Consider the following 20,508-nt stretch of genomic DNA (forward strand, 5'->3'; position numbering starts at 1 on the left):
ATGGCGGTATACCGTAATGTGCAGGTGAACTTTTGGCAAGATGAATTCATATTAGATTTAACGCCAGAGGAACGTTATTTTTACATATATTTGTTAACTGGTACGAAAACAAAGCAATGTGGTATTTACATATTACCGAAGCGTGTGGCAGAGCTTGAAACAGGTTATAGTATGGAGACTGTTGAGAAGTTGCTAAACAGGTTTGTTGAGTATGGAAAGATTTTATATGATACGGAAACGAAAGAGGTATTCATAATAAATTGGTTACACTATAACCCTATTTCAAATACGAATGTGGAGAAGTGCGTATTACGTGAGTTAAAGACTATAAAAAGTAATGAGTTCATACATATATTTTTACGTAAATGCCTTGAAGAAGAATACAAGATTCCATTATTATTGCAGCATTTTGGTATGCCAAAAGAAGAGGATAATAGTAGTTCACAAGTAGTTATTGAAGAGAAAGAAGAAGCGGAAGAGATAGAGGTGGAAACCATAGAAGAGGACGTTCCAAATAGTGAAGTTTATAAGTTTTATGAACAAAATATTAGTAGTTTATCCCCATATATTGTGAAGGAATTGAAGAATTGGATACAAAGACTTTCTGGAGAGAAAGTGTTAGAGGTACTTAAAATTGCGTTTGAAAATAATAAGAAAACGTTAGCTTATGTGAGGGGGATTTTGAGGAATTGGTGTAGTGAAAAATTAAAGGATTTTAGTGGGGAGAAGTGCGTAATGGGAAGTTTAGAGAGAAGGAAATGTATTTTGAGTAGTGTATTTTAATTTACATTAACTTAACATAGAATGTATGTTCGTTTTTGTGAGATTTATGCTATACTACCATTAAATAAGGGTATTTTTATAATAGATAAAAAGATGCGGGGGGTACAAAGTTTGACTACTAGTACATCTGAGTTGTTTCAATATATTAATATGACAGAAGAACAGAAACAATTATCACAACGATATTTACAGACAAAAGAAGAAGAGATTTTAAAAGATATTCAACTAACGACAATTCGTGATCAAAAAAGAAGCGATTTTGCGGAGCGATTTATAAACGATTTTAGGAAAGTGCATAAACAAGATCCGGATTTTTTTCGATTATTTTACCATATACTCGAGGAGCAATTATTAAATGTTCTTGTAGTCCGTTTTGCGCATGTCAGTTTTTCTAAAATGAAGATTTATTTAGAAAAAAGTGCACTTCCTTTGGACAAACTTGTAGCAATCGCATGTAAATATTTATCCAGTATTTCAAGTTATGTGAATGAAGCAGATGTTTTTCTTAGAGAGTTAACAAGAGAGAATCCGAACTATATAGAGGGACAATTACATACTTTACCAACTAACCAGCAAGTAACATTACTTCTTGTAATGTTTGATGTAGATTATGAAAAGTTTCGTACATATAGTTCTTTATTGAATGAGAGGTTAGAAGAACATACAGAATTTATATTGAAACTGCTAGGGGAAAAGGAAAAGGTTGAAGCAGTTAAACGGTATTTAAAAGGTAAAGATGATAGTGAAGTATTTATAGGTGGGAATTTACCGGAACATATTTGGCGGCTATTATTTTGTGTTCATAAATATTCGAATGTTGCGAGGCGATATATTGAAATATTGGCGAAGAAAAATGTTTGGGGTTTTATAAACTATGCAACACGTTATATGTGTCACACTCTCGGTCAGTCTCAAAACTACAAAAAAACTGGTAGTGTAAATAGAGAAACATATGAAGAAATTCAAAGTTTTTGTACACAGTTTTGGATTTCTAAGGAAAGATTTTTTGCGCATCGTCTAAGGCAACATGATTTAAATAGTGAGGATTTTTGTAAGACGTATGAATATGAATTGCTATGCTTTATGTTGGAGGAAGATCCTGAATTTATTCAACGTACTTTGCAATATGTAAGTAAAATGAATTATCTCATCATCGCACGCACGTTAGCTGAAAAAGGATATGAGCTAAATATAGGGAAAATGCGAGAAGAATTTTTTGTTGCTGCTTTGCAAATAAAATTGTCTACAGTGCGGGATACATATCGTGATTATTTACTAGGGAAATTGTCACTTGAGGATATGGAGCAAATACTTAAAAATCCGAAATATAGAAGTATGTATTGGGGTATGCCGGTGTTAGAGGTTGCGCTTCTTTGGGATATAGATGATGTAGCGAAGAGGGAAGCTGTACTTACACTACAGTTTGGAGATGAAGATAGTGTTAATTTATACGAACTTCTTTACGAATGTTCTGTCAGAGGAGTAGAACCGAAACAAGTATTAGAAGATCTGCTTTCGTATGGATTAAGTAAGGAAAAGCTTATCGCTTATGCAGTTGAAGAAGCTGCATGCTACAGTGAAGAGCGAAATAAGGCGAAGGAAGCGCTTGTTTGTGTAATTGTAAAAGAACAAGCGTACATCATTGAACGATTTGATGAGTATTCTGCTGTGGCCAAAGCATATATTTTAGAAGAGTTAGCAAAGGATAACATGATTAAAATGCGTCCAATTTTAATTAAAAGCTTAGGAGATTCATCTAAAAAAATGCGTGAGTCTGTAGTTAAACTGCTTTCAAAAGATGTAGCAGTTGAACTTCATAATAAAAAGAAAATTGTTCGTGAAAATGTGATGAAAATACTTATAGAGTATAAGCTTGAAAAATATACGAAACTTGTACAGGAAGCTTTGCAAGAAAGTAAAAATGAATCTTTCGCAGGAAAATTCTCGTTTTTATTTCAAACGGAGGAAGAAAAGATAGAAGAACTATGTGCACGTATTTTAACTGAACAAACAAGAAATTCACTTCTGCAATTGATTGGGGATGAGCCACAAATCCGTTTACGTGACTCTGATGAAATTGCTGATGCTGCAATTCCGTTAGCCTATTTACAACAGTATATTTCAGATGCTGTTATTGAGAAGAAAGAAACAGCAGAAGTAATTGGTAGAGCTTTAAATGAAGAGGACTTAAAAGAATATGTGCAAACAATATATCAAATATGGATTTCTCAAGACGCAGATGTGAAGAAACGTGGAATTCTTTCGCTATACGGAATGTATAGTGACGACAAAATGGTCGACATACTTATAAAGCAAATTGATGAATGGGTGCTTCAAATGAGAGGAAAGATAGCAGCGGATGCCGTTCGTGCTTTAGGTTTGTCTTCATCTAAGCTTGCACTTATGTCTATTCATGCAATAGCATTTAAATATAAACATAAGCAAGTACGTAATGCAGCAAAAGAAGCGCTAAGTCTTGCTGCGAAAACACGTGGTATAACAGAGGAAGAGCTGGAAGATCAATTGGTGCCGGACCTTGGCTTTACTATACATGGTGAAAAAATAATTGATTTCGGGAATCGAAGTTTTACTGCCATTTTAACTACAGAGTCAAAAATTGAATTAGAGACAGAAGAAGGAAAACGTATGAAGTCACTTCCAAAGCCGAATGCAAAAGATGATGTAGAAAAGGCTGAAGAGGCTAAAAAAGAATTAGCCTCTTTAAAGAAGGAACTCCGAAATACTCTTTCCATGCAAAAACAACGATTGGAAACGGCACTTTCATTAAAGCGTTATTGGTCACATAATGCATGGAAGTCTGTATTTATGGATAATCCAATTATGAAGCAATTTTCTATTTCACTCATTTGGGGTGAGTATAAGGAAGGGAAGTTGCTGAAGGCATTCCGTTATGCAGAAGGTGGCGTGTTCTGTACAATTGACGGGAAGAGTTATGAACTTTCATCTGGCACTGTTATTGGTTTCGTTCATCCGTTAGAATTGTCTGGGGCGGAGAAGGAATTATGGAAAGAGCAATTAGAAAGTGCGGGAATTGTTCAGCCGTTCCTACAAATTGAGCGTCCAGTGTTTGTAGTAGAAGAGAATGATGAGAGTGCTATTGAGAGATTTGGCGGTATTTTACTAAATGGTCGTTCGTTATTCGGTAAGATGACGAAGCTTGGATGGATCCGTGGGTCTGTTCAAGATGGCGGTGTGTATTATACATTTTACAAAGAAGATACTCGTACCGGATTAGGCGTGCAATTGTCATTTAGCGGAGCGCCGATTGGTTATGAAGATGAAGAAGATGTATGTGTATTTGACATTCAATTTTATAAAGCAGGTACAGTGAATCGTGGTTCATATGAATACGATGAGATTGATGATGAAAGACGCATTGTACCAAAAGAAGTAGATAAACGCTTCTTTAGTGAAATGTTATATGATGTGCAAGTAGCGACAGATTCAAATCTTGGGCATAATGAAAGTTGGCGTAGCGAACGATAAGAAAAACCCCCTTCATTGGTAGGAAAATGAAGGGGGTTTTTCAATGTTTCAAAAGGTTCTTTCATAATAGAAGCGAATTAGGGGGAAGAGGATTTTTATCCTTTTAGAAGGGATTGGTATCATGATCAAATAGATGATTTATCATACGACTACACTGAATACAGCGGGAATAGAAGGGAAAATGTTAACGTTACAGCCACGGTAATGATAGAAAAGACTTTTACTATATGTAAGAGTCTCTTTTTTTGTAAACGCGACAAAATTTGACAAAAAAATTTGCAGGAACTTGTTATAATTTCTGTTGGAATATTTTGTTTAACGAGAAATGGGTGTATAGCGTAAAAGATTTCGATGTCATACAAATACATTTTTTGTTTTACATTCAAGGATTTCATAAGAGAAGAATTACAAAAATGAATGACATGGAGAAGTCATAGGGGGAGAGGAGATTTAGCATGAGTATTAAAGTAATAAGAGCAACAGGGGTAATGGGAGGAGCAGCAAGAGTTGCTGTAAAGGTAGATAACGAAGTAGTAATGAAACTTGAGAATAACGAAGAATATACGCTTCCTTTTGAATTAGATGAAGCGAATATTAAAGTAAAACAATTCTTTTTTGGAAGTAAAGAAAAGAAAGTAAAGGATGGCGATGTAGTAGAAATTAAGATAAATAGTATTGCTATGCTATTACTGATGGTGTCAATGATGGCTGTTTTATTTGGTTCGTCAATTGGTATAAATATTGTTGTTTTTGGTGTGATAGGAGCTTTAGTTACATTAGTATACGGATTGAATAACTGGTTTCGTTTAGAGGTTAAATAATTATTGTATATATATTTATTTCAGTTGATTTACTATACATGGGATGAAAATATTTTTAAGTGGGAAATGGGGAGAATCAGTATGAAGAAAATGGTTGTAATATCTAGTTTGGCGCTAATAGTAGGTTTAACAACTGGTTGTAGCAGTGAAAAAACAAGTGGACCTAAAACAGTATCTGTAAAAAAAGAAAAAGAGTTAGTAGCGAAAGATATTTTTAAAAAAGCAGCTGACGGATTAAAACAAGAGGAATATCTTACATTGACATCTCTTATGTCAATGAAGGGGAGCGGCCAATCAGAAGAAATTAAAATGAAAATACAAATGGAGCCGAAACTGAAGAATTCTAGAGCTGAAATGAAAATAAGTGGTACAGATATTGTAACGTATGAAGTAGATGGAAAGGTCGCTGCTCAAGTGAAAAACCCTGATACAGGAGAGTTAGTCACGATACCTAATGATCAATTTAATGTAAATGATGTAATGGTCAGTAAAAATTTACTTAATGAGTTAGATTTACCGGAAGCTTTGGCTAAGAAAATGAAAGCAAAGAAAGATGGAGACACATATAAACTTACACTTGAATTAAAGGGAAAAGAAGCGGTAGATACGTTACAAAAAATTAATGGAGATATGAAAAAATTAACGGAAGGATTTAATATGGATGCGTTTAACATTGAATATATAATAACAAAAGATTATAAATTTGAAGAGATGCGAACAACTATAAAAGTGAGTGAAAGTAACTCAGATAAAAAAGCTAGTACAGATAAGGAAAAATTGGATGCAGTTGTGAGTATAAAGATTGATTCATATGAAAAGTTTGATTCAATTAAGTTACCAGAAGGGATTCAATAATTTCAATCGTAAAAGGATAAAAAGGAGCGGAAATCTGCTCCTTTTTTATTTTTCCTACTATTTTTAGAAGATTTATATGAATATAGTTGAACGGCACTTCATTTTTTTCTGGAATAAATGTGAAACGTTGTATAAAATAATCAAGAAAGGCAAAAATTATAGGGGGAAAGTTGTGAAGAAAAATAAGAGTTTAATAAGTTTTTTAGGAGTGTTTATTATGTTGTTTTCTTTTTGTTTTCAAGGAAATGTACAGGCAGATGTAAATACTGTTCAATCTGGAAAAATCAAATCAGGAAACGTAACAGTATGGGAAGTTGGAAATGTAGCGAAAGTATTAGCGGATGTGGAGCGCTTAAATTTAAATACAGTAAATGTACCGATTCAAGTAGATATCCCAAATGTGACTTCTACTAATATGGTAATTAATCAAGCGCAAAAGCAACAAGCTATTATTTTAATTCAAGAATTATTAAAGCGTAATATTCAAGTTATAGTGGAACCGTTCCCATATATTCAGCAGGGGAATGTTGGAGAGACAGAATGGAACCCAAGTAACATTAATGATTTCTTCTGGAATTGGAAGACGGTTATTCTGCAAGATATTTTTAATTCCATTACAAGTAAATACAATGTGTATGGACTAAAGATTGCTTCTAATTTCGTGAATATGGAGTATGCAGAAGGATACTGGAGCGATACAATTGATTTTGTTCGTAATCAGTATAAAGGAAATGTTTTGTATCAAATGAACTGGTGGTTAACAGCAAGCTGGGATCCTTCTTATGAAGCGAAGTTTATAGAGAAAATAAACCGTCCGTATTTAAAGAAGGTAGATATTGTTAGTATCGATAGTTGGTTTGAAGTTTCTGGAAAAAGGAATCCGTCATATGAAGAAGTGAAGCAAGGTTTATTTGCGACGACAGTATATAACCGTGGACAAAATGTTGTTCAGCAATTGGAACAATTACATAATGCAACAGGAAAGCCCGTTTATTTTGGTGGATTTAACGTTCCAGCGCGTGAACTTGGACTGCAAAATCCGTGGAATCCAGATGTTTCTAATGTGTTTTCGAAAGATGTACAATTAAATGGATGGCGTGCTTACCGCGATGTATTAGAACCGAAACCATATTTTAAAGGTTTTTCAATTTGGTTTATTGGCTCTAATGATAGTACACATCCGTATCAAATACATAGTAAAGAAGCGGAGGCAGTTATTAACGGCTGGTACCGAAAATAATTTTTACAAAATAGGTAAGTTTTGAAGTTTACTACATATATTTCTAGTGAAAGGCCTTTCACCATCTTATCACCTAGGGGGCAATCATAATGAAATTTTTGTCTTACCTTACAGTAATTTTGGTGATTCTCGGCGGTTTGAATTGGTTGTTTGTAGCGTTAGATTACAATGTAGTTGAGAAATGGTTTGGTTCTATGCCGGCGCTTGTGGACACTATTTATTGGCTCATTGGTCTTTCTGCTATTTATCAAATTTTTGATCGGTTCTTCACGGATAATTAGCAATTATACTTTATTACTAGAGTGTTAAGTACGATTATGTACTTAACACTTTTTTGTATGTTTATAAAAATAGTTTGCACATGCAAGCGATTCCATTGCGTCTTGCGCCGTAATAATAGAAAACAAATTGACCACGTATTATATTTTGGGTTATAATTCAGAAAGTTTAAAAATTAATAAAAATGAGAAATAGGGAGGTTATGAGGGTAATGGAGAGAGTCTATAATTTTTCAGCAGGACCATCAATACTCCCTTTGCCAGTTTTAGAGAAAGTGCAAAAGGAGCTTGTAAATTATAACGGGACAGGCATGTCTATTATGGAAATGAGTCATCGATCTTCTTATTTTCAAAGTATTATAGAGGAAGCGAGTAACTTACTTCGTGAATTAATGAGCATCCCTGATGAGTATGAAGTTTTATTTTTACAAGGTGGTGCGTCATTACAATTTTCTATGATACCACTGAACTTAATGAATACGTATAAAAAAGCTGGATACGTACTAACTGGCTCATGGTCTAAAAAGGCACTGCAAGAAGCCGAAAAAGTTGGGGAAGTACAAGTAATTGCTTCTTCCGAGCAAGAGAAGTTTACTACGATTCCTAAACTGGACGGTTTACTAAGCGATGAAAAACTAGATTATGTACATATTACAACGAATAATACAATTGAGGGGACAAAATATGTGGATATTCCACATATAGAAAGAGTGCCGCTCGTTGCGGATATGTCTTCAAATATTTTGTCAGAACAATATGATGTTTCGAAGTTTGGTCTTATATACGCGGGGGCGCAAAAGAATTTAGGACCTGCGGGCTTAACGATTGCTATTATAAAAAGAGATTTAATTGGGGGAGCAGATCGCTCTTGTCCGACAATGTTAAATTATGAAACTTACAGTAAAAATAACTCCTTATATAATACACCGCCATCCTTTAGTATTTACGTAACAAAACTTGTACTAGAGTGGTTGAAAGAGCAAGGCGGAGTATCTGCGATTGAAGAACAAAATAGAATGAAATCTTCACTTATTTATCATTTTTTAGATGAATCTAAATTGTTTACTTCACCAGTTGATCCTGCGTATCGATCACTTATGAACATTCCATTTACAACACCGTCAGAAGAACTTAACAATGAGTTTTTACAAAAAGCGAAGGAACGCGGCCTTGTTACGTTAAAAGGACATCGCTCAGTTGGCGGTATGCGTGCCAGTATTTACAATGCGATGCCAGCACACGGCGTAAAACGATTAGTAGATTATATGAAGGAATTTGAGCTTGAGAATAGATAGGGAGATGGGGATATGTTTCGTGTTCAAACGTTAAATCAAATTGCAGAAAAAGGTTTGCAAGTTTTTACTGAAGAACGTTATGAAGTAGGAGATAGAATCAATCATCCAGATGGAATTTTGCTTCGTAGCTACTCTCTACATCAAGAAGAGTTTTCAAAAGACTTAAAGGCGATTGCAAGAGCTGGCGCTGGTGTAAATAATATTCCTGTCGAGCGATGTACAGAAAAAGGAATTGTAGTATTTAACACGCCGGGGGCAAATGCAAACGCTGTAAAGGAACTCATTATTGCCAGTCTTATTATGTCTTCACGTAACATTATTAATGGTGTAAGTTGGACGAAAAACTTAGAGGGTGAAGAAGTACCACAGCTTGTTGAATCAGGAAAAAAACAATTTGTTGGATCAGAAATTGCAGGGAAACGTCTAGGTGTTATCGGACTTGGCGCAATCGGTGCTTTAGTTGCGAACGATGCGTTAGCGTTAGGCATGGATGTTATCGGATATGATCCTTATATTTCAGTTGAAACAGCTTGGCGTCTTTCTACACATGTGCAAAGAGCATTTAGCCTTGATGAAATTTTTGCAACGTGTGATTATATTACACTGCATATTCCTCTTACGAATCAAACGAAGGGGATCATTGGGGAACACGCTGTAGAGAAGATGAAAAGAGGGATGCGTCTATTTAATTTCTCTAGAGGAGAACTTGTAGATGAAAAGGTTCTTCAAACAGCATTAGAAGAAGATATTATTACACATTACGTAACGGATTTCCCGAATGAAAATGTAATAAAGATGAAAAATGTAACAGCGACGCCTCACCTTGGCGCATCAACGTCTGAATCGGAAGAAAATTGTGCAGTAATGGCGGCGCGTCAATTACGTGAATATTTAGAGACAGGAAATATTCGTAACTCAGTAAATTATCCAAACGTAGAATTGCCGTATATCGGAAAGAAACGAATTACAATTATGCATCAAAACGTCCCGAATATGGTAGGGCAAATTACAGGATGCTTAGCGGAACATCATATTAATATTGCCGATATGATTAATCGTAGTAAACATTCTTGGGCATACACAATGATTGATATCGATAACGGAATTGATGATATAATAAAAGAGAATATTGTAGAAAATATAAGCAAAATTACAGGTGTTGTAGCCGTTCGAATGATTGTGTAAAGGAGAGAGGAATGTGGCAAAAATACGACCGTTTCGGGCCATTCGTCCAGTAGAGGAAAAAGCGGCACAAGTGGCAGCTTTACCGTATGACGTATTAAATAGTGAAGAGGCAAGGGAAGTTGTAAAAGGGAATCCATATTCTTTCTTGCATGTTGATAAAGCAGAAATTGATTTAGATCCTGAATTGTCACCGTATGATGATCGCGTGTATGAAAAAGCGGGCGACAATTTAAAGCAATTTATACGAGAAGAAGTGTTCATACAAGATGAAGAGCCAGCGCTATATATTTATGAACTGACGATGCAAGGAAGAACGCAGTCAGGCCTTGTCGTTTGTACATCTATTGATGAGTATGAAGATGATACAATTAAAAAACATGAAAGAACACGTCATGAAAAAGAACTAGATCGTATTCGCCACGTAGATGTGTGTGACGCAAATACAGGTCCGATATTTTTAACTTACCGTACAAAAGATGAAGTAAAGCATTTAATTAGAAGCTGGAAAGAAGAGCATGCGCCAATTTATACATTTACAGCAGAAGACGGTGTTAAGCATGTTGCGTGGAAGATTGCAGATGAAGATGTAATTACGACTTTAGTAAACGCATTTGAAGATATTCCTAATCTTTATATTGCAGATGGGCATCACCGTTCTGCATCAGCTGCAAAAGTAGGACTTATGAGAAGAGAACAATATCCAAATTACACAGGAGAAGAGGAATTTAATTTCTTCTTATCGGTTCTATTCCCTCATGATGAATTATCGATTTGGGACTATAACCGAGTTGTGAAAGATTTAAACGGTTTATCAGAAGAACAGTTTTTAAAACAAATCAAGCAATACTTCTATGTAGAAGAAGCACCTGTTTCTCCGTATAAACCAAATGAACCAAAAGCATTTGGAATGTATGTAAATGAGAAGTGGTATAAGCTTACTGTGAAAGAAGAAACATTTGATGCGAATGATCTTGTTAGAGGTTTAGATGTATCTATCCTGCAAGATCATTTATTAAGCCAAGTACTTGAAATACATGATCCGCGTTCTGATTCACGCATTGATTTTGTTGGCGGAATACGGGGGTTAGAAGAACTAGAACGCCTTGTGAACAGCGGCGAATACAAAGCAGCATTCGCATTATATCCGACATCTATGGAAGATTTATTAGCAATCGCAGATGCCGGAGAAGTCATGCCGCCGAAATCAACGTGGTTTGAACCGAAACTGCGTAGTGGGTTGTTTGTTCATTCTTTAAAGTAAATATTGACTTCTATAGTTTTGAAAAACCGAAATGATTTGAGTTTCGGTTTTTCTTATTTTAAAAGAGTTTTTGAGGAGGGGCATGGGATGAAATTACAAGTAGGCGAAAAAATCACCTTTGAACGAACGTTTACAAAAGAAGATGTTGCGTTATTTACGGAAATATCGAAAGATGAAGGTGTTCATCATGTTACACCAGATGAGCAGGGGAGATTTGTTGTACAAGGGCTTTTAACATCAACACTACCTACAAAAATTGGCGGTGATTATAACGTACTAGCTCGCAAGATGGATTTTGAATTTTTACGTCCTGTGTTTAGTGGTGACACAATTCGTTGTGACTTAACCATTGAACAATTTGAACCCGATGAAAAAAATCGTACAAATATTACTGCGATGTTTATATGTAGGAATCAACTTGAAAAGGAAGTTATGAAGGGGAGTTTTTCTGGGATTATTCTTTAGTTAGTAGGAAAAGTAATGAATAGGTGGGGGCCATGTCACTCGGGCTTAGGTTTTTAATTCCACCATAACGAAAATGATATGCATTGCTGTATATTGATAATATACTCTGTTTATTTTTAACTTGAATAAGCTCGTTGACAAAAAGGACATTCCTAGTATTACAAGAAATGTCCTTTCCACTAAATTATAAGGTATTTTGCTAACGTTCAAATTCTAAAATTAGTTTACTAGTTTGACCTGTAAACTGATAATTATAGGACCCTCTCAGATTTTCTAAGTTACCGGTAGCTTTAATAATTGTTCCTGGGGAATCTAAATTTCCTTTATCAAATATTCCTTGCTCTATAGCTGTGAATGTCCCTTGTTGCCCCTTATAAATTCCTTCAAAGTGTAAAAATCCAGAAATTTTAGCCGTAGCCAAGTGACCATCATTTATATTTGAGTCTAGATAATATAATAAGTATTCAACAAAAGCTTTTCCTTTTAATTCTCCATCAATATCATATTCAACATGGGCAATATTAATAGGGAAATCTTTTCTAGTATCATCAATTAGTTTTTCATCCCATTTACTTACTGTAAATGTTACGTCCATACACGTAAATCCCCCTTTATCATTAGATAAGTAATCTTCATATCATTTGAAAAGTACCAATTCACAGTCATATCTTATAGGAGTGTTTTTATTTATTTGAGTCCTGTCATATCGTTATCTTATTTCAGAATCACCTGCTCCTCCCCACGAAGGACTTACTGTCGCCACGGTATCTCCTGGCTGTAATCTCTTTGTTTTTTTAACATGTTAACTCCGCTCCTACATAATGTAATGGACTACGATTATACAAACTGTATCATTGAAAAACATGATGTATGACATTAGTTTCTTCATCATCAATCCGTTTACCTGCTGGGATTCAAGAATTCAGTCTTAGTGTTGAATATAGGAATAACCGATTTATATTTGAAAATCAAAGTATGCAACATTGCATGAGGAAAACGGTTGTTATTTTTACTACCTGTAACTATAGTGATTACAGGTTGGTCGATACCAATCAAAAAAATAAAATCATCGTGAATGGAGATGTTTCATAATGGGTATGAAAAAATTAATTTTAGCAGGTGCTTTAGGGATCGCAGCATTATCAGGAACAAATTTACCAGGACTAGAAGTAACAAAAGCGAGTGCAGCTTCTATTGAATCGAATTTCTCGACGTTAGAAGGACGAGTAGTAGAAGTAGATAACGGTGTAATTGTTGTAAAATCTAAGCAATATGAGGAACCGGTTAGTGTGTATATTGATTCACTTTCAAATGTGAAAGTAGGAGATGAAGTAAAAGCTACTGGATCTATGATGCGTAATTTTACAGAATATATGGTTGCAACTGCAGTTGAAAATACAACAAACAAGTTAGGTATGCACATGAAAGAAGATGGCTCACCTAATTATGTAATTGGAGAAGTATCAAAAGTAGGAACGATGGAAGATGAGGGAGACGGTGCTACTAAATATGTTGTAGTTGAGTATCCATCGCTAAATGGGAAGAAAGCTATTATTGATGTTTTCTTAACAAAGGGACAAGTATTTAATGCGGGTGAGAAAGTGAAAATTGATATGAAGTATGTAGGGTGGGGCGGAAGTTCTATTAACTGGAACACAGTTGACCATATTGAAAAAGTTCATGAAGCAAAGACGAACGCTGAAAATAATGATGGTGTATGGATTTGGTCTTAATTAAAATCCTGTAAATAACAAATGTATCATGTAGTATCCAGCAAATGGTGATGTGTATGACCATTTGCTGGATACTTTTTTGCTTTGTATTTTTTGAGAATAAGGGATATCCGACTAGAATATGATGTTTAAATCAGAGCGAGTTAAAAAATACAATAATGAAAGAGGTGTTTATATATGGAGCGAGATGAGAATTATTTACGAGCTAAAAAAAGAGTGGAGAATTTAAAAGCGTTTTACATTCATTTAACGGTCTATATATTAGTTAACTTAATGCTTTTTTTCATAAATATAAGCTCTGATTCAAGTAAATTATGGTTTTTATATCCACTTGGAGGTTGGGGGATTGGTATCGTTATACACGGTTTAACAACTTTTCCATTTGGGATATTCGGAAAAGAATGGGAAGAACGGAAAATTAAAGAGTATATGGAGAAAGATAAGTGAAAAAATCAGAGATTTATGAATATAAATCTCTGTGAGCACACGTTTGATGCGAAGCCTATTCTATAGCTTCGCCTATTTGTTTTGTACTCGAAGTTAATGCGAGTACGTGTTCCTATTCATTTTTAGCATGAATTGCATGTGAAATCAAAACTTTAGTTGTAGTACATAATAAATACAGTTATTTTACTTTCTTAATTACAAGTGGATATAGGATAAAGTTGATTTATCATCCTATATTAAAATAAAAAACAAACCACTGTTCGATTTGAATATTCCACGATATAATGGTGAGAGTTTATGACAGAATAAATATTTACATAAGAAGTGAGGTACTGTATGAAAAAAAGAACGACAGACATTATTTTTATTATTATTGGTGCATTTCTTTTTGCTTTAGGTGTCAATTTATTTGTTATCCCAAACGAGTTTGGTGAGGGTGGGGTAACAGGTATCACGATTATTACGTACTATTTATTTGAATGGTCACCAGGTTTAGTTAACTTAATTTTAAATGCGATTTTGTTAATAGTCGGTTATAAATTTTTAAATAAAATCACAACAATTTATACGATTATCGCTGTAGTGACTAACTCGCTATTTCTTCATTTAACAGAAGGCTGGACGATTGCTTCGGATGAAATGCTTGTAAATGCCATTTTCGGGGGAATATTTATCGGGTGTGGTATTGGTCTTATCATTCGCGTTGGCGGAACAACTGCAGGTACTACGATCTTAGCAAGGATGACACATAAATATTTAGGCTGGAGCATTAGCTACGGTCTACTGTTCTTCGATTTAATCGTTGCATTTTCATCTTATTTCATCATTGGTGCAGAAAAACTGATGATAACAATTATTATGCTATATGTAGCAACGAAAGTGATGGAATTTGTAATTGAAGGGTTAAATCCGAAGAAGGCTATTACGATTATTTCTGATAATCCAGATGAAATTGCCGGGAAGGTGACAACCTTAATGGGGAGAGGGGTTACTGTATATTCAGGGCATGGCTATTACACGAAAACTCCGAAGGAAATTCTTTATGTTGTTATTAATAAGCAAGAAGTAGTGAAGCTAAAGCGGATTGTTCAAACTACGGATCCGGCGGCGTTCATCGCTATACACGATGTTCGTGATGTGTTCGGAGAAGGATTTGTTGATATTTCGAAGGCTTAGAAATTGTTTTTGATTAAAATAATCTTAATACTAAAACGTAAGAATCTATTTTGAATAATCTTTTTTCAAAATAGATTCTTTTTCTTTTTCTTGCAAAAAATCCAATTGTTTCTTAATGTAGTGATGTAGAAGGATGAACGAGAGAGGGTTTAATGAAGATGATACATATTTTATTAGCTGATGATGATAAGCATATTAGAGAGTTGTTGCATTACCATTTACAAAAAGAGGGGTTTAAAGTTTTTGAAGCAGAAGATGGAAAGGTAGCGCAAGACGTTTTAGAGAAGGAAAATATTCATCTTGCGATCGTAGACATTATGATGCCGTTCGTTGATGGCTATACGTTATGTGAAGAAATCCGGAAGTATCATGATATACCGGTTATTTTATTAACGGCGAAAGATCAGTTAGTTGATAAAGAAAAAGGATTCATTTCTGGTACGGACGATTATATCGTAAAACCATTTGAACCAGCTGAAGTGATTTTCCGTATGAAAGCTTTATTACGACGTTATCAAATGCTGAGTGCAGATATTATTACGTTGCACGGAACGACAATTGATCGAAAAGGTGTAGAAGTAAAGTGTAACGGTCAAACGATTTTGCTTCCTTTAAAGGAATTTGAGTTATTATCACAACTTGCTAGTTATCCTGGAAGAACATTTTCAAGAGAAGAGCTAATTGAATTAGTATGGGGAATGGATTTTGAAGGAGATGAACGAACAGTTGATGTTCATGTGAAAAGGCTGCGAGATCGTTTCTCAAAACGAACGGATGATTTTCAAATTACAACAGTGCGCGGCCTCGGGTATAAGTTGGAGTTGAAATAAGATGAAATCACTATATTCTAGATTTGTATTTATGACGGTCGGCATTATGCTACTTAGTAGTATTATCGGCTTTTTATTAACGAACGTATATTATCAAGTGAAGTTAAAACCATATAACAGTGAAAAGATTTTAAAGTATGCGGAAGAAGTTAAATCGTTATATGAAAAGCAAAGTGAAGAAAATCAAGAGACGTATTTGCATTCTATTGCAAAATTAGGGTATGAGATTTACATTGTTGATGATCAAAAGAATGGAAAGCGTATCGGTAATGCGTTTCGTAAGACGACAATAAGTGATGATACCGTTCATAAAGTATTGCAGGGGGAGACATTTAATGGTGTTTCTACTTATCCAACGCGCCTCTTTATTACAGGTTTTTTCGATAATGAATTAATTAATAGCGTCGGTGTCCCAGTACAACACGGTGATAAACAGTACGCTTTATTCATTCGCCCTGACGTTCAACAACAATTCGGCGAGATGAGAATTTTTCTAGCGGTATTATTAGGGTTTATCGTACTATTAAGTATTATTTTTATAGCGATTGCAGCAGGTTACATCGTTCGCCCAATCCGTAAATTTACGAAGGCTACGCAAAAAATTGCGAGTGGGGAATATGAAATTGAATTAGATGTAAAACGAAAAGATGAAATAGGAACGTTATCTACAAGCTTCCAAAAGATGACGAAGAGTATTAAAGAACTAGATGAAATGAGACAAGAATTCGTTTCGAACGTTTCACATGAATTTCAGTCGCCACTTTCTTCCATACAAGGTTTTTCAAAGACGTTGCAAACAGAAAAGATGAGTGAGGAAGAAAGAAATCATTACTTACAAATTATTGAGGGTGAAAGTAAGCGAATGTCTAGTTTATGTAAACAGTTACTTACGCTCGCTTCATTAGATAAAGAGGAAAAGGTTCTACAAATAAGAGAATTCAATCTGCAGAAGCAAATTAAAGACGTCATTTTTATGCTTGAGTGGAAATGGCGGGAAAAAGATATCGCCGTTGAATTTAATGTGCCAGATATCACTATAAAAGGTGATGAAAACTTACTTCATCAAGTTTGGAGTAACATTTTCACGAATAGCATTAAGTTTTCAAACGATGGTGGAACGATTGAGTTTTTCGTCGAAGAGTTAGAGTCTAGTGTCATTATTTCTATATCAGACAACGGAATCGGTATGGAAAAAGAAGAAATGGATCGTATTTTTGACCGTTTTTACAAAGTAGATACAGCAAGGACGAGAAACGTAGAAGGTAGCGGTTTAGGATTGTCGATTGTGCAGAAGATTGTTGAACTGCATCATGGAAACGTTTCGGTGTATAGTACGAAGGGGGAAGGAACGACCGTTCGGGTGGAGCTTCCGAAATAGATGGAAAGAAAGAGGCTGTTTCGGAACTGCCTCTTTTTTGTCGTTTTATGTCGGCAAGTCGATATAATTCTATTTGCGCTGATATATTTGAAAAATCGCTGATATAAATTTCACGTACTGTATTTCTGCTATAAAGCCACACCTTTCCCGCGCTCAAAAAGTATCAGATGTAATTTAATTTCCCCTCTGTAATCTTCTGTTCATATTCCGTTCATATTTCTTTTTTATGATAAGTTCATAGAAAGAAAGAGGAAGGAGCGAGCGAAATGTTTTTAGCTCTGCGTGAATTGAAACAATCAAAATTAAGATACGGATTAATCGGACTCATTATGGTGTTATTATCATTTTTAGTCCTTGTTATTTCAGGATTAGCAAATGGATTATCATATGATAATGCTTCATCGATTCAAAATATGGAGGCAAATAAGTTCGTTTTAGCAGATGATGCGGAAAATAAATTACTTCGTTCACAAATTAAGAAAGACGATGTAGATAACGTAGTAAATCAAGTAGGTGACAAAGAGGCAGTTCCGTTTCGTGTGAAAGTTTCAACATATGAAAAGAAAGATAGTTCGAAAAAGGTTGATATCGCTATTTTCTCAAGCGAACGAGATTCATTTTTAGAACCGAACATTGTAAAAGGTGAGAAATTAGGTACAGCAAACAACGAGATGGTTGCTGATGAATCGATTAAAGAGAAGGGAATCGATATTGGAGATACAATTATCGATCCTGTTTCAAAGAAAGAATTTACAATCGTCGGATTTACGAAAGATCAAATGTTTAGCCATACACCAGTCGTTTATGTAAATGAAGACGTATGGGGATCTATTTCACAACCAAACCAAAAAGATTATAGTGCAATTGCACTTAACACAGATAAAGAAATTAAAAATGCTCACGTTATCGATAAAAAAGAAGTACTGCAAAGTATTCCAGGATTTAAAGAAGAGCAAGGAACATTAACGATGATCATTGCGTTCTTACTTGTGATCGCTGCGTTATTAATCGGTGTATTCTTCTATGTTATTACACTACAAAAAACACAGCAATTAGGTGTATTAAAAGCAATTGGTACAAAGAACTCATATTTAGCAAATAGCTTAGTCGTACAGGCGTTATTCTTATCAGTCGTTGCGATGGTAATTAGTATCGTTCTTGTACAAGGGTTAGAACAAATTTTACCAGCTGGTATGCCGTTCTTATTAACAACACCGATGATTGTACAATACGCAGCAATCTTTATCGTAATTAGTATTTTAGGAACACTTATTTCGTTATACCAAGTATTAAAAGTTGATGCATTAGAAGCAATTGGAGGCGGGATGTAATGACTTCATTATTAAAATTAGACAAAGTAAGTAAAGTGTACGGAGAAGGGAATACGGAAGTAACAGCCCTTCATCCGATATCGCTTGATGTGAAAGCCGGAGAATTTATCGGAATCGTCGGTCCTTCTGGATCAGGGAAAAGTACGTTATTATCAATCGCGGGTGCATTATTATCACCGTCAAAAGGGGATATTTACATTCGTGAGCAAAATATTACACAGTTATCAGAAAAGGAAATGACAGACATTCGTTTGAAAAAAATCGGCTTCATTTTCCAGTTTGCAAACCTTGTTCCATATTTAAATGTGAAAGAACAGTTACTTTACATTGCAAAGCTAAAAAAAGAAAGTAAACAAGAATCCGAAAAGCGTGCAGATCATTTATTAGCGGCATTTGGATTAGGAGAAAGAAAGAATCATTATCCAAATCAACTATCTGGCGGGGAAAAACAAAGGGTAGCAATCGCTCGTGCGTTCATGAACAACCCAGATTTAATATTAGCGGATGAGCCAACGGCAAGCTTAGACTCAAAACGCGCACGTGAAGTTGTTGAAATGATGAAACGCGAAGTGAAAGAGAGCCAAAAAGCAGCAATTATGATTACACATGATGAAAGAATGCTTGATGTATGTGATCGTATATTGACGCTTCGAGATGGACAGTTAATATAAAAAAAGGAAAACCGTACATGTATGTGCGGTTTTCCTTTTTTTATGGACTTATTTAGAGAATAACGTTTTAATTTTATTACGAGTAAGTAATAAAACACCGCCTAATACAGATAGCATTCCTAGAGCCATATTGTTTGATTGCTCGCTACCAGCGTTAGGAAGTTCTTTAGCGTTATTGTTTTTAGTACCATTATCTGCTTGCATTTGTTTAGACTGTGATACTTCATTAATCTTGTTATCAACATTTTGCTTCGTTGTATGTAACTCAGCTAATTTGTCGTCAATTTTTTTCTCAGTATGCTTAAAGTCGTTGATTTTAATATCTAAGTCTTGTTTTTTCTTTGATAAATCATCTGAAACAGTTTGTTTCGATTGTTTAATTTCGTTAATTTTATTAATTAAATCTTGTCTAGCTTCTTGTAAAACAGCTAGTTTGTTTTTTACATCTTGTTTAGCTAATTCTAAGTTAGCGGAAAGACTGTCTAAATTGCCTTTAATTTTCTTAAGTTCCTCTAACGTGTTACCGGTATTCGGCTTGTTTTCTTTTAGTTCAGCGAGTTTGTCCTCAGCAGTTTGTTTCGCTTTTTTTAACTCAGCTAATTTTTCATCTACTTGTTTTTTAACTTCCTTAAGTTCATTAACCTTTTGATCAATGTTCTCTTTATGTTGCTTCATTTCATTCACTTTTTCATCGACAGTTTGTTTATGTTCTTTAATCTCATTCACTTTGTTATCGATATTTTGCTTATGTTCTTTTACTTCAGCAACTTTATCTTCTACTTGTTTTTTATGCTCTTTAATTTCAGCGATTTTATCTTCGGCGATTTGTTTGTCTTGCTGCAGTTTTGCATCTAGTTCTTGTTTATGCTGTTTAACTTCGCTAATTTTTTCATCAGCAACTTGTTTACGTTCATGTAGTTCATTCACCTTCGTATCAACATTTTCCTTAACCTTGTTAAGTTCATTTAATGTTTGATCCACGTTTTCTTTGTGTTGCTGCAATTTTGCATCTAACTCTTGTTTATGTTGCTTAATTTCAGCTAATCGATCTCCCGTACTTTGCTGAGGAGTAGCATCATTTACTTCCGCATGAGCAGAGTTCGCGCCAGCAATCATTGCTAAAGCTAGTGTAGACGCAGCAATTGTTTGTTTTGTTTTCATATTTTTGTACCTCTTTTCTTTCATATGCATGAACTGTTTTGTGTAAAAATGAGCATATAGAAGTAGATTATCTTATTATTATATACTATGT

Annotated in this window: 19 protein-coding genes; 17 read left to right on the top strand and 2 right to left on the bottom strand. The window is 34.7% G+C overall.

The genetic code is table 11. The features are described from left to right. From ES895_RS24950 to ES895_RS24995, 10 genes are all read left to right on the top strand, one after another. Positions 1-783, top strand: a complete 783-nt coding sequence (locus ES895_RS24950) for a DnaD domain-containing protein (RefSeq protein ID WP_000312089.1) — start codon at positions 1-3, stop codon at positions 781-783. A 111-nt stretch (positions 784-894) separates the two neighbouring features. Next, positions 895-4,290, top strand: a complete 3,396-nt coding sequence (locus ES895_RS24955) for a DUF4132 domain-containing protein (protein WP_135238725.1) — start codon at positions 895-897, stop codon at positions 4,288-4,290. 455 nt (positions 4,291-4,745) lie between these two features. Next, positions 4,746-5,111: a hypothetical protein gene (locus tag ES895_RS24960; RefSeq protein WP_000025026.1), complete on the top strand. Its 366-nt coding sequence runs from the start codon at positions 4,746-4,748 to the stop codon at positions 5,109-5,111. Positions 5,112-5,192: 81 nt separating this feature from the next. Continuing rightward, entirely contained in the window at positions 5,193-5,966 is a 774-nt protein-coding gene (locus tag ES895_RS24965; protein WP_000738991.1) for a DUF6612 family protein, read from the top strand. Positions 5,967-6,138: 172 nt separating this feature from the next. Beyond that, a complete protein-coding gene (locus ES895_RS24970; protein ID WP_000739763.1) occupies positions 6,139-7,206 on the top strand; it encodes a glycoside hydrolase family 113 in 1,068 nt (355 codons plus the stop codon). An 89-nt stretch (positions 7,207-7,295) separates the two neighbouring features. After that, complete coding sequence (locus tag ES895_RS24975) at positions 7,296-7,487, top strand: DUF378 domain-containing protein (RefSeq protein WP_000670803.1); 192 nt, start codon at positions 7,296-7,298, stop codon at positions 7,485-7,487. Positions 7,488-7,696: 209 nt separating this feature from the next. Next, a complete protein-coding gene (serC, locus tag ES895_RS24980; protein WP_000442941.1) occupies positions 7,697-8,779 on the top strand; it encodes a 3-phosphoserine/phosphohydroxythreonine transaminase in 1,083 nt (360 codons plus the stop codon). Between the two features lie 12 nt (positions 8,780-8,791). Further along, on the top strand, positions 8,792-9,964 hold the full coding sequence (locus tag ES895_RS24985; RefSeq protein ID WP_000490230.1) for a 3-phosphoglycerate dehydrogenase family protein: 1,173 nt from the start codon (positions 8,792-8,794) through the stop codon (positions 9,962-9,964). 13 nt (positions 9,965-9,977) lie between these two features. Beyond that, the gene (locus ES895_RS24990; protein ID WP_001063069.1) at positions 9,978-11,225 is read left to right on the top strand and encodes a DUF1015 domain-containing protein; all 1,248 of its coding nucleotides are present in this window, start codon (positions 9,978-9,980) and stop codon (positions 11,223-11,225) included. 87 nt (positions 11,226-11,312) lie between these two features. Further along, positions 11,313-11,690: a hotdog family protein gene (locus ES895_RS24995; protein WP_135238726.1), complete on the top strand. Its 378-nt coding sequence runs from the start codon at positions 11,313-11,315 to the stop codon at positions 11,688-11,690. A gap of 199 nt (positions 11,691-11,889) precedes the next feature. On the opposite strand, the gene ES895_RS25000 is transcribed toward ES895_RS24995, so the two are convergent. Next, positions 11,890-12,285 (bottom strand): DUF3224 domain-containing protein, encoded by a 396-nt coding sequence (locus tag ES895_RS25000; protein ID WP_000383503.1) that lies wholly within the window; start codon positions 12,283-12,285, stop codon positions 11,890-11,892. Between the two features lie 496 nt (positions 12,286-12,781). Between ES895_RS25000 and ES895_RS25005 the strand changes: the two genes are divergently transcribed. From ES895_RS25005 to ES895_RS25035, 7 genes are all read left to right on the top strand, one after another. Further along, a complete protein-coding gene (locus tag ES895_RS25005) occupies positions 12,782-13,423 on the top strand; it encodes a F0F1 ATP synthase subunit alpha (RefSeq protein WP_000525525.1) in 642 nt (213 codons plus the stop codon). Positions 13,424-13,600: 177 nt separating this feature from the next. Further along, on the top strand, positions 13,601-13,870 hold the full coding sequence (locus ES895_RS25010) for a 2TM domain-containing protein (RefSeq protein WP_000438994.1): 270 nt from the start codon (positions 13,601-13,603) through the stop codon (positions 13,868-13,870). A 336-nt stretch (positions 13,871-14,206) separates the two neighbouring features. Then, entirely contained in the window at positions 14,207-15,046 is an 840-nt protein-coding gene (locus tag ES895_RS25015) for a YitT family protein (RefSeq protein ID WP_000747492.1), read from the top strand. 152 nt (positions 15,047-15,198) lie between these two features. Then, entirely contained in the window at positions 15,199-15,876 is a 678-nt protein-coding gene (locus ES895_RS25020) for a response regulator transcription factor (RefSeq protein WP_000781961.1), read from the top strand. A 1-nt stretch (position 15,877) separates the two neighbouring features. Next, complete coding sequence (locus ES895_RS25025) at positions 15,878-17,254, top strand: sensor histidine kinase (protein ID WP_000839528.1); 1,377 nt, start codon at positions 15,878-15,880, stop codon at positions 17,252-17,254. Between the two features lie 266 nt (positions 17,255-17,520). Beyond that, entirely contained in the window at positions 17,521-18,585 is a 1,065-nt protein-coding gene (locus ES895_RS25030) for an ABC transporter permease (RefSeq protein ID WP_135238727.1), read from the top strand. Next, a complete protein-coding gene (locus ES895_RS25035; RefSeq protein WP_000202597.1) occupies positions 18,585-19,256 on the top strand; it encodes an ABC transporter ATP-binding protein in 672 nt (223 codons plus the stop codon). Before ES895_RS25030 ends, ES895_RS25035 begins: the two co-directional genes overlap by 1 nt. Before the next feature lie 48 nt (positions 19,257-19,304). Here ES895_RS25035 and ES895_RS25040 read toward each other — a convergent pair whose 3' ends face one another. Beyond that, complete coding sequence (locus ES895_RS25040) at positions 19,305-20,417, bottom strand: LPXTG cell wall anchor domain-containing protein (protein WP_135238728.1); 1,113 nt, start codon at positions 20,415-20,417, stop codon at positions 19,305-19,307. Between the last annotated feature and the right edge of the window lie 91 nt (positions 20,418-20,508).

Origin of the sequence: Bacillus sp. 007/AIA-02/001, from assembly GCF_004634455.1 — a bacterium.
Taxonomy (GTDB): Bacteria; Bacillota; Bacilli; order Bacillales; family Bacillaceae_G; genus Bacillus_A; species Bacillus_A cereus.

What these genes read in the sequence shown, in the direction of transcription:
- ES895_RS24950 (WP_000312089.1), top strand. Translation starts at nt 1, where the DNA reads ATGGCGGTATACCGTAATGTGCAGGTGAACTTTTGGCAAGATGAATTC.
- ES895_RS24960 (WP_000025026.1), top strand. Translation starts at nt 4,746, where the DNA reads ATGAGTATTAAAGTAATAAGAGCAACAGGGGTAATGGGAGGAGCAGCA.
- ES895_RS24965 (WP_000738991.1), top strand. Translation starts at nt 5,193, where the DNA reads ATGAAGAAAATGGTTGTAATATCTAGTTTGGCGCTAATAGTAGGTTTA.
- ES895_RS24975 (WP_000670803.1), top strand. Translation starts at nt 7,296, where the DNA reads ATGAAATTTTTGTCTTACCTTACAGTAATTTTGGTGATTCTCGGCGGT.
- serC (WP_000442941.1), top strand. Translation starts at nt 7,697, where the DNA reads ATGGAGAGAGTCTATAATTTTTCAGCAGGACCATCAATACTCCCTTTG.
- ES895_RS24985 (WP_000490230.1), top strand. Translation starts at nt 8,792, where the DNA reads ATGTTTCGTGTTCAAACGTTAAATCAAATTGCAGAAAAAGGTTTGCAA.
- ES895_RS24995 (WP_135238726.1), top strand. Translation starts at nt 11,313, where the DNA reads ATGAAATTACAAGTAGGCGAAAAAATCACCTTTGAACGAACGTTTACA.
- ES895_RS25000 (WP_000383503.1), bottom strand. Translation starts at nt 12,285, where the DNA reads ATGGACGTAACATTTACAGTAAGTAAATGGGATGAAAAACTAATTGAT.
- ES895_RS25005 (WP_000525525.1), top strand. Translation starts at nt 12,782, where the DNA reads ATGGGTATGAAAAAATTAATTTTAGCAGGTGCTTTAGGGATCGCAGCA.
- ES895_RS25010 (WP_000438994.1), top strand. Translation starts at nt 13,601, where the DNA reads ATGGAGCGAGATGAGAATTATTTACGAGCTAAAAAAAGAGTGGAGAAT.
- ES895_RS25015 (WP_000747492.1), top strand. Translation starts at nt 14,207, where the DNA reads ATGAAAAAAAGAACGACAGACATTATTTTTATTATTATTGGTGCATTT.
- ES895_RS25020 (WP_000781961.1), top strand. Translation starts at nt 15,199, where the DNA reads ATGAAGATGATACATATTTTATTAGCTGATGATGATAAGCATATTAGA.
- ES895_RS25025 (WP_000839528.1), top strand. Translation starts at nt 15,878, where the DNA reads ATGAAATCACTATATTCTAGATTTGTATTTATGACGGTCGGCATTATG.
- ES895_RS25030 (WP_135238727.1), top strand. Translation starts at nt 17,521, where the DNA reads ATGTTTTTAGCTCTGCGTGAATTGAAACAATCAAAATTAAGATACGGA.
- ES895_RS25035 (WP_000202597.1), top strand. Translation starts at nt 18,585, where the DNA reads ATGACTTCATTATTAAAATTAGACAAAGTAAGTAAAGTGTACGGAGAA.
- ES895_RS25040 (WP_135238728.1), bottom strand. Translation starts at nt 20,417, where the DNA reads ATGAAAACAAAACAAACAATTGCTGCGTCTACACTAGCTTTAGCAATG.